Genomic DNA, 8,646 nt, shown 5'->3' with positions numbered 1-8,646 from the left:
GTCAAGGAAAATCCACATATTATTATGAATGGAAATGCTTTGACGAAAAAATAGGCATGGCCTAAGAATCTCCAGCTTCTACAAGCCGGAGAGGTTCAAAACATCAAAAGTGGAATTATCTGCTGCACATACTGCCGGTACGGCAAATAGCAAAGCAAGAAATACCGTTAGCATAATGAATTTTTTGTTTATCAAAATTTTTCCCCCTATTATACTATTTCATACATACTATGATTTTAAAAAAATAATAGAATATGACAATTTTAAGGCACGGCAGCACCTAAACATGAGTACATTTTTCGGGGATGTCACCACAAATCATCTATAATGTTTTCCAAATCCTCATCATCGATTCTTCCGTATTCCAAATCCTCTAAAGTATAGCAGTAATTCTCCAATACCCTCTTTACTTCAGCGGCATCATAATCTCTGCCGTCGATGGTGACTGTTTTATCATCTTCCCCATCATCTTCTCCCATGTAGCAACATTCGGGACAATAAGGCTCGCCTTCATCAACCCATGAGCCGCATCGTGGACAGATTCCCACAATATCACCTCAATCAGATCAATTCCTCAAGAATCCTGGCTGCAGATTCAACCATTTTCGGACAGATTTCACTAAAGAGATTATTTTCCCTTGCATACCCAACGCCTTTTTCAGTGCTGATGTCACAGTCAAGCAAATCCCTGCAGATATAAGAGCCGTTTTCAGATTCAAAATCATCCAGCAATCTTTTACACATCTCATTGCTTTGGGGTTTGTCCTCTCCATACTTCAGGCCCAACACCATCAGTGCGCCGGTGCATGCTCCGCATACTTCCGCTTTTCTCATTCCGCTTCCAAAGCAAGCACCGATTTTTAGGGCCTGCTCCTTTGAAAGCCCAAAATCTTCACTGAAGGCAGCAAATACTGCCTGTGAGCACACGTAACCGTCTTCAAACAATTGAACCGCATCTTCTATTCTAGTCATGTTAATTAATTTCATTAAACATATATATTAAAATAACTAAATTAAAATTAATTTTAAATAAATAAATTAATTCGAGGCAAAAACATGAATGAATATGACATCATTATTATCGGAGCGGGACCGGGCGGACTGACAGCAGGAATCTATGCCGGCCGTCAGGGAACCAGGAACCTGATTATCGACAGGGACCTGGCCGGAGGACTGGGCCGTGAAGTTCCGGAAATGGAAAACTATCCTGGCTTTGACAACATTTCAGGTCTGGAGCTCATTGAAAAGATGAAGGCCCAGGCAACCAAAAACTGCGATTTAAGGGAAATGGAAGAGGTTACAGAAATCACAAAAACAGACGATGAATACAGGTTCACAGTGAAAACATCAAAGGACACCTACCGGTCAAAAGCAATAATCCTTGCAACAGGCAGTTCCCACAGACACCTTGAAGCCAAAGGAGAGGAAGAGTTTAAGGGAAAAGGTGTGAGCTACTGCGCCACATGTGACGGATTCTTCTTTGCCGGACGTGACATAATAATGGTCGGAGGGGGAAACAGCGCACTTCAGGAAGCGCTATACCTTAAAAACCTTGGCGCCAATGTCACAGTCGTCCACAGAAGAGATGAGTTCAGGGCCCAAAAGCACCTGCAAAATCAGATAAAGGAAGCTGAAATCCCAACAATACTCAATGCCACCGTCGAAGAGATAAAAGGTGAAATGCTGGTTGAATCAGTTATTCTAAAGGACACCAAAACCAATGAACTCAAAGAACTGCCTATAAATGGAGTTTTCATCAGCGTAGGCTACATTCCCCACACTGAACTTGCAAAACAACTGGAAATAAACCTGGATGAATCCGGACACATCATCATAGATAAAAAACAGAAAACCAATGTTGACTACGTCTATGCAATCGGTGATGTCTGTGTCGGTCTAAAACAGTGGGTTGTTGCATGCGGAGAGGGTGCAGTTGCCGCAACTTCCGCATTTGAAGATCTGCAAAATCAGTAGCGTTCTTTTAAGAACATGTAAATAAAGAATGCGATGAGCAACACTACAATTACAGGCAGCAGCCACATAAATACCTTAAGCAACAATACCGCTACTAATATAGCAATTATAATAAATATTAAATCTTGAAGTTCCATGTAATTCAAATATATTGCATATGGTATATAAACTTTAAGAGTTTTTTTACTTTTTCTTTTTGAAATATAAAAACATATAATAAATAAAAAAACCAAAAATAATATCATTATATTTTGATGGAGCATAACATGACAATAATAGTAGTTAATAACAAGGGTCAATATAATCACAGAATCGCTAGAAGTTTACAATACCTTAAGATTCCATCCGAACTTGTCCCAAATGATTTAAGCATTGAAGAAATTGAAGCTAAAAATCCTATTGGACTGATTTTAGGTGGAGGACCTTCCCTTGAAGGTGCAGGATTAAGTGAAGAATATATCAGACACTTTGATATTCCAATTCTAGGAATATGTCTTGGCCATCAGTTGATTGCTAAAACATACGGTGGGGAAGTTACCACATCAGATACCGAAAGTTATGCTCAGGTTAAAATTAATATCAATAATGATGAAAACTTATTTAAAGGATTGGCCCCTGAAATGGATGTTTGGTCTTCTCACAAAGACGAAGTAAAAACAATCCCCGAGGATTTTGAAATCCTGGCCAGTTCCACTTTATGTGATGTTGAATCCTTCAAGCATAAGGATAAGGATGTGTATGGAATCCAATTCCACCCTGAAGTACATCACACTCCGAAAGGAGAAATAATATTTAAGAACTTTTATGAAATCTGTAAAAAATAGGTGTAATAATGATTGATAACGCTGACGATTTAAGAGACAAGGCAAATGAATTTAAGACCGGATTGAAAAAGCAGTTTGTAAACATCCCAATTGGCGATGAGGAATACGGCTTTAGAATCTCAGGTATTGGCCAAAAATCTGTTAAATTAGAAAAATATGTAAAATTTGACGACATATTCGAAGCCATTGAATCAGGAAACGACAATGGCCTTGAAGCCATGATCAAACAAATCATTGAAGATTACGAAGAAGAAGATGAAGAGGAATAAAATGTTAAGCCCTAAAGAATTTATTGAAGATGCAATTCAAAAAATCAAAGACCAAATAGGTGATGAAAAAGCAATCATCGCCTTATCTGGTGGAGTGGACAGTTCAGTATGTTCTGTACTTGTCCAAGAGGCTATCGGCGATAATTTAACTGCAGTATTTGTAGACCATGGTCTTTTAAGAGAAGGTGAAGTCGAACAGGTAACCAACACTTTCAAGGACAGGTTAAACTTTAAATTTGTTGACGCCTCTGATGAATTTATGGACCAGCTTGCAGGGGTTGAAGACCCTGAAGAAAAACGTAAAATCATCGGAAGAGTATTCATTGAAGTATTTGAAAGAGAAGCAATCAAATCAGGGGCAAAATTCTTAGTTCAAGGAACCATTGCACCTGACTGGATTGAAACAAAAGGCGAAATCAAATCTCACCACAACCTAGCCCTTCCAAGCGGAATGGAACTGGAATTGTGTGAACCTATCCGTGACCTATACAAGGATGAAGTAAGGGAAATCGGAGACGAATTGGGATTACCTGCAACCACCGTTTACAGACAACCTTTCCCTGGACCTGGACTCGGTGTTCGTGTTGTTGGAGATTTGACAAGAGAAAATGTTGAAATTTGCAGAAAAGCAAACAAAATCGTTTGCGATGAAATTGAAGCTGCAGGCATTGATAAGGACGTATGGCAATACTTTGCAGTATTGACCGACACCAAAGTTACCGGTGTTAAAGGAGACCAAAGAGACTTCGGATACCTTGTTATAGTCAGAGTGGTCAATTCAATTGATGCCATGACCGCATCAGTTGCCGAACTTCCTTGGGAAGTCGTTCAAACCATTTCAAAAAGGATCACTTCCGAAATTTCCGAAGTTACCCATGTCGCTTTATCAATTAGTGACAAACCACCTGCAACCATCGAATTCTGTTAAAAATACTGAAATCCGGTATTTTTAATTTTTTTACTTTTTTTAGAATATCATGAAAACCACAAAGAATGCATATTTGGCCAAACTGACAGAACAAATCCAGATGAAATCTGTCAAGGTAGGCAAAAACCTGGAAGGAACAACACCCCCGTCAGTCTTCATTGGCAGATGGTCCTATCCAAAGGTATATGCAGGGCCTATGATGAGCTCACAAATGGGAGACACACATATCATGGACTCTCCGGAAGAGTGGCTTGGCCAAAACAAAACCCAGGACGAAATCATAAACTACCGTATGAACCTTGTAAGGGGAAAGCAGCTGATTAAGATTGATGATTTGGAAAATCCCTTTGTTGAAAAGCTTCAGGACATTTCACTTGCATCCAAATCAATCGACAGCGAAGCAACATTCGGAAAAAGGCCAAGAGGATCCATGCTTTCAGAGGACAGCATGCCTCACGGACCGAGTGCAGTGATTGAGAAATTCGACATAGACGCCGTAAGATGGGACAGGCAGCTGGAAAAGACATTCTATGATACCGACTTGAAGGCAACTGAAGCGGTATTGAACCTGCACAATAAGGACGTTCCATTTTCAGCAATGCAAAAGGCATTTTCTGTGGGAGCGATAGGAACCAAAAACAACAGAAAACTGGTTCCGACACGCTGGTCAATCACGGCATGCGATTCCACACTGGCGGATGAGTTTCTAAAGGAAGTTAGGAAATTTGAAATACTTGACACATACAGGGTCTTTGAATTCGGAGCCCTGAACAATTATTATGTAATCATACTGACCCCCGGCGAATGGGAATACGAATGGTATGAGGCATTCATCAAATTGATGAGAAATGAAGAGTTGATCTTTTCAGACTACGAAACCAACGGTGGCAAAAAGGAGTACTCCATCGTTGGAGGCTGCTATTATACCGCTAAAATGGCAGTCCTTGATTATCTGATGAAGATAAAAAGACAATCAGGACTTGTGATATTGAGAGAAGCCTATGACGGATATGTCCCGCTGGGCGTTTTCAATGTGCGTGAAAACATTAAGGAAGCCATGATGCAGCCCTATCTGGAATTTGAAACCCTGGAAAAATGTCTGGAATATGCAGGAACCAAACTGAAAATACCAATAAGCAGATATGTCAAGCAGGGCACACTGCTCAATGAGATGCTTCACACAAAGCAGACCACCCTGGACATGTACTTTAAAAGTGAGAACAATGTTTAAGTTTAAAACCCCATCCGAAAAAACCCTGAAAGTAATGTCTGAAGTTGCAAAAGGCAACATAGAAAAGGACTATGAGAAAAGCTGCATAAGTAAGATTAAAGACCTGACTGGCAAGGAACACGTCAGGATGACCTCAAGCGGAAACAACAGCATATTCATTGCGCTTTCAGCAGTTGAGGGAGACATCATCATTCCCGACCAGGGCGCATGGCATGGTTTCAAGCAGATTGCCAGGTTCCTAAAAAAGAACATAATTACTGTAAAGACAGATTTGGGACTGATAGATACGGATTACATGGAGGATTTGGACATTGCAGATTCATCAGCCTTGATATTTACAAGCTTTGCAGGCTATAGCGCCGAGCAGGATGTCAGGCCCATCTGCAGATACTGCAGAAACAGAAACATTACAACAATTGAAGACGCTTCAGCAGGAATTGGTGACACTAAAAACAATCTGGGCAAGAATTCAGACATCATACTTGCATCAACCGGTTCGCCAAAAATAATCAATGTCGGAAGCGGAGGATTCATTTCCACTGACGATGAGGAAGTTTTCAAAAGAACATCCCTGCCACAAAAATTAAGCAAAACATCACAAATAGTATGCAGCGGTATAGATAGTGAACTCAATCAAGTTAAAGATAACCTTGAAGTATCATTAAATGCAACAGACTATGTAAAAAAACACATACCTAATGCAATACATGCAGATAAAAGAGGCCTTAATGTAATTATACCTAATGATAATGCGAAGTCGATATGCTGGGATTTGAAAAAGACACTCTCAACCGACAAAAGCGGATTCATCACAACATGCCCGAACTATAATCGCGTGAAACAAAAGGCAATATGTTTGGAAATAAAGAATCTGGATTACAGATGCCTTGAAAAAGAATATTTGGATAAAATAATTGATGAGGTCACATGTCGACTGTAAGTTTTGTGATCCTGTCAACAATTATCTCTTCGACAGACATGTTTTGAAGTTCTTCGTCACTGATTTTATATGTTTCAATCAATTTATCCTCATTTGGAATCAGAACATCATCATCCCTTGTGAACAATAAAGACAGTTCTTTTGTGTAGTCTTTGGAATCTATTAAAACGGCACACAGATTCATTTCTCCCTCGTGCAGACCTAAAATTTTGAATGCCTTTGAAATCTGGCGCTGGGCGGAACATCTCAACACTATCTCAACACTTAAGTCATTGGCCAGATTTTCACCACGCTCGAATGCAAGAAAAGCCTGATTGACACCATGAATTATATGATTTTTTGAAACGACACAATCCGCATTGAGAAGCTGGATAATCTCACCATCATCCTTAATTGAATTGATTTTGCCAAGCACATCTCCAACGGAATCGATATTTGCCCTGAAACCCAATATTTGAATATTATCCATATGCATATTAATCCCTCAACAACCTGTTTACACCTGCGATATATGCCTTTACGCTGGCATTGATAATGTCCGGTTCGGTTCCACGGGCAGAAACGATCTTGTCCTCCTGCTGCACTTTGATGATTACGTCAATGAAAGCGTCTGTACCTCCAGTGATTGCGTCTACGTGATATTCAATAAGGTCTATGTCTTTGAATATGTCCAGAGATTTAAGCGCATTGATTGCAGCATCAACCGGACCCACACCGACACCCGCATTTAGAATTTCCTCATCATCGATGGTAATTTTAACGGACGCTGTAGGCATTACCTTATTTCCGGAAACGATAGTTACCTCATCAAGCTTGATTCTATCTTCATTATTAATATGGAGAACGTTATCTGCAACTGCATGCAAATCAGCATCAGTAACAGTCTTTCCCTTATCCGCCAAATCCTTAAGGTCACTGCATATCTGATTTAATTGGTCTTCATTGACATCAAAACCAAATTCCTTAAGTCTGGAATCTAGCCCATGGGTACCCATATGCTTGCCCAGGACGAACTTACGCTTGCGTCCGACAAGTTCAGGGGTTATAGGTTCATAGGTGGATGAATTCTTAATGATTCCATCTGAATGGATTCCTGATTCATGGGCAAAGGCATTTTCACCAACAATCGCCTTATTAGGTTGTATATATACACCGGTGGACCTTGCCACCAATTTGGAAATGTCATATATCTCATTGATTTTAACGTTAGTTGAAAATTCCGGAAGCAATCTGTCAATGCTGACGATACACTCTTCAAAAGATGTGTTTCCCGCTCTTTCTCCAATACCGTTAATTGTTGTATGGATTTCGCTGGCCCCCGCCTTAATTGCAGATAAGGTATTTGCAACAGCAAGTCCGAAATCATTATGGCAATGAACAGAAATAGGAACCTTCAAATCATTGAGCTTATTGAATAATTCATATGAAGAATCGGGAGTAAATATTCCCACAGTATCGCATACGCAAAGCCTGTCGGCATGATGGTCAATTGCACTTAAAAAGACTTCCCTTAAAAAATCAACATCACTTCTGGAGGCATCTTCAGCCGATACCTCAACAATCAAACCATGATCCTTACAGTAATCAATTGCATCATTAGACAAATCAATGAGTTTATCCCTGGTTGTATTCAATTTATCTGAAATGTGCAAATCAGAAGTGGGGACAACAAGGTTGACTGCATCAACATCACATTCAATACAATAATCAATATCGACAGTCAAAGGTCTTGAAAAACTTAAAATTTCAGCATTTAACCCCTGTTTAGTAATTTCTTTAATAGATTCCCTTTCGCCTTCAGATGTAATGGCGGAACCCGCTTCAATAAAATCGATCCCGATTTCATCAAGCTTTGAAGCTATTCTTAGTTTTTCCAACGGAGTTAATGATACACCGGGAGTCTGTTCCCCATCACGCAATGTTGTATCCAATACTTTAATATTCATAAAAATCACTGAAAAATTTCTATACGGGTATTAAGCAAAAAAAAAAACTGTCAAAAAAAAGTAAGTAATAATTGTAATAGAAGGCTTGCAGCGAAATGAAATTCCCATAGAAAACCATAGTACACAAACAAAACGCAAAAAGACTTCACTACTGGGATCGAAACGAGTCCAGGTATAACCCTCATGCTATGGCCGCAATACCTACATATTACATATGAGTATGAAAAATAAATTATAATTAGTGCAACTTTCACCCAAACTGTTAACACCTAACCAAATTGTTATCAAACTATGTATCACTTGAATAAGTCAATACATACGTTTTACTAACAATTAAAATAATGCAAGCGAACAATTGGAAGCAGCGGACTAAACAACTCGGAAAAAAAACCTCGAAGCGTACATCCCTACCCCATCAAACAAGTCTTCTACTCGCGTCCTAAGCAATCTATTTTCAGGGGATACCTCAGGCTTAGATGCTTTCAGCCTTTATCACCTAGCGCGTAGCTGCCCGGCAATGCCTTATCAGACAAC

Annotated in this window: 10 protein-coding genes and 2 rRNA genes; 6 read left to right on the top strand and 6 right to left on the bottom strand. The window is 39.6% G+C overall.

Features of this window, described 5'->3' with window-relative positions:
- Positions 1 to 308 precede the first annotated feature (308 nt).
- Both QZ138_RS10670 and QZ138_RS10665 read right to left on the bottom strand, forming a co-directional pair.
- Positions 309 to 548 (bottom strand): hypothetical protein, encoded by a 240-nt coding sequence (locus tag QZ138_RS10670; RefSeq protein WP_292889011.1) that lies wholly within the window; start codon positions 546 to 548, stop codon positions 309 to 311.
- Positions 549 to 561: 13 nt separating this feature from the next.
- A complete protein-coding gene (locus tag QZ138_RS10665) occupies positions 562 to 972 on the bottom strand; it encodes a C-GCAxxG-C-C family protein (protein ID WP_292889010.1) in 411 nt (136 codons plus the stop codon).
- Between the two features lie 84 nt (positions 973 to 1,056).
- Here QZ138_RS10665 and trxB point away from each other — a divergent pair, with 84 nt between their 5' ends.
- The 6 genes from trxB to QZ138_RS10635 all read left to right on the top strand — a co-directional run bounded on the left by trxB (position 1,057) and on the right by QZ138_RS10635 (position 6,166).
- Positions 1,057 to 1,974, top strand: a complete 918-nt coding sequence (trxB, locus tag QZ138_RS10660) for a thioredoxin-disulfide reductase (RefSeq protein WP_292889009.1) — start codon at positions 1,057 to 1,059, stop codon at positions 1,972 to 1,974.
- A 266-nt stretch (positions 1,975 to 2,240) separates the two neighbouring features.
- Positions 2,241 to 2,798 carry a GMP synthase subunit A gene (locus QZ138_RS10655; RefSeq protein WP_292889008.1) on the top strand — a complete coding sequence of 186 codons (558 nt, stop codon included), beginning with the start codon at positions 2,241 to 2,243 and terminating at the stop codon, positions 2,796 to 2,798.
- Between the two features lie 8 nt (positions 2,799 to 2,806).
- Entirely contained in the window at positions 2,807 to 3,067 is a 261-nt protein-coding gene (locus QZ138_RS10650; RefSeq protein WP_292889007.1) for a hypothetical protein, read from the top strand.
- Between the two features lies 1 nt (position 3,068).
- Positions 3,069 to 3,995 carry a glutamine-hydrolyzing GMP synthase gene (gene guaA, locus QZ138_RS10645; RefSeq protein WP_292889006.1) on the top strand — a complete coding sequence of 309 codons (927 nt, stop codon included), beginning with the start codon at positions 3,069 to 3,071 and terminating at the stop codon, positions 3,993 to 3,995.
- 49 nt (positions 3,996 to 4,044) lie between these two features.
- On the top strand, positions 4,045 to 5,226 hold the full coding sequence (locus QZ138_RS10640; protein WP_292602572.1) for a hypothetical protein: 1,182 nt from the start codon (positions 4,045 to 4,047) through the stop codon (positions 5,224 to 5,226).
- Positions 5,219 to 6,166 (top strand): DegT/DnrJ/EryC1/StrS family aminotransferase, encoded by a 948-nt coding sequence (locus QZ138_RS10635; RefSeq protein WP_292889005.1) that lies wholly within the window; start codon positions 5,219 to 5,221, stop codon positions 6,164 to 6,166. The genes QZ138_RS10640 and QZ138_RS10635 overlap by 8 nt, the downstream gene beginning before the upstream one ends.
- On the opposite strand, the gene cgi121 is transcribed toward QZ138_RS10635, so the two are convergent.
- The 4 genes from cgi121 to QZ138_RS10615 form a co-directional block, all read right to left on the bottom strand.
- Positions 6,150 to 6,641, bottom strand: a complete 492-nt coding sequence (gene cgi121, locus QZ138_RS10630) for a KEOPS complex subunit Cgi121 (protein WP_292889004.1) — start codon at positions 6,639 to 6,641, stop codon at positions 6,150 to 6,152. The genes QZ138_RS10635 and cgi121 overlap by 17 nt on opposite strands.
- A gap of 1 nt (position 6,642) precedes the next feature.
- Positions 6,643 to 8,112, bottom strand: a complete 1,470-nt coding sequence (locus tag QZ138_RS10625; RefSeq protein ID WP_292889003.1) for a (R)-citramalate synthase — start codon at positions 8,110 to 8,112, stop codon at positions 6,643 to 6,645.
- A gap of 82 nt (positions 8,113 to 8,194) precedes the next feature.
- Positions 8,195 to 8,312: ribosomal RNA gene (gene rrf / locus QZ138_RS10620) — 5S ribosomal RNA — on the bottom strand.
- A gap of 135 nt (positions 8,313 to 8,447) precedes the next feature.
- Positions 8,448 to 8,646: ribosomal RNA gene (locus tag QZ138_RS10615) — 23S ribosomal RNA — on the bottom strand; the annotation flags it as partial.

This window comes from Methanobrevibacter sp. UBA212, assembly GCF_905233225.1.
In the GTDB taxonomy this organism is placed as follows: Archaea; Methanobacteriota; Methanobacteria; order Methanobacteriales; family Methanobacteriaceae; genus Methanocatella.
The sequence above is the reverse complement of the archived record's forward strand: the minus strand, read 5'-3'. Positions and strand labels throughout refer to the sequence as shown.

Coding starts and splice junctions, on each gene's coding strand:
- QZ138_RS10625 (WP_292889003.1), bottom strand. CDS start 8,112: ATGAATATTAAAGTATTGGATACAACATTGCGTGATGGGGAACAGACT.
- QZ138_RS10655 (WP_292889008.1), top strand. CDS start 2,241: ATGACAATAATAGTAGTTAATAACAAGGGTCAATATAATCACAGAATC.
- guaA (WP_292889006.1), top strand. CDS start 3,069: ATGTTAAGCCCTAAAGAATTTATTGAAGATGCAATTCAAAAAATCAAA.
- QZ138_RS10635 (WP_292889005.1), top strand. CDS start 5,219: ATGTTTAAGTTTAAAACCCCATCCGAAAAAACCCTGAAAGTAATGTCT.
- trxB (WP_292889009.1), top strand. CDS start 1,057: ATGAATGAATATGACATCATTATTATCGGAGCGGGACCGGGCGGACTG.
- QZ138_RS10650 (WP_292889007.1), top strand. CDS start 2,807: ATGATTGATAACGCTGACGATTTAAGAGACAAGGCAAATGAATTTAAG.
- QZ138_RS10640 (WP_292602572.1), top strand. CDS start 4,045: ATGAAAACCACAAAGAATGCATATTTGGCCAAACTGACAGAACAAATC.
- QZ138_RS10665 (WP_292889010.1), bottom strand. CDS start 972: ATGACTAGAATAGAAGATGCGGTTCAATTGTTTGAAGACGGTTACGTG.
- cgi121 (WP_292889004.1), bottom strand. CDS start 6,641: ATGCATATGGATAATATTCAAATATTGGGTTTCAGGGCAAATATCGAT.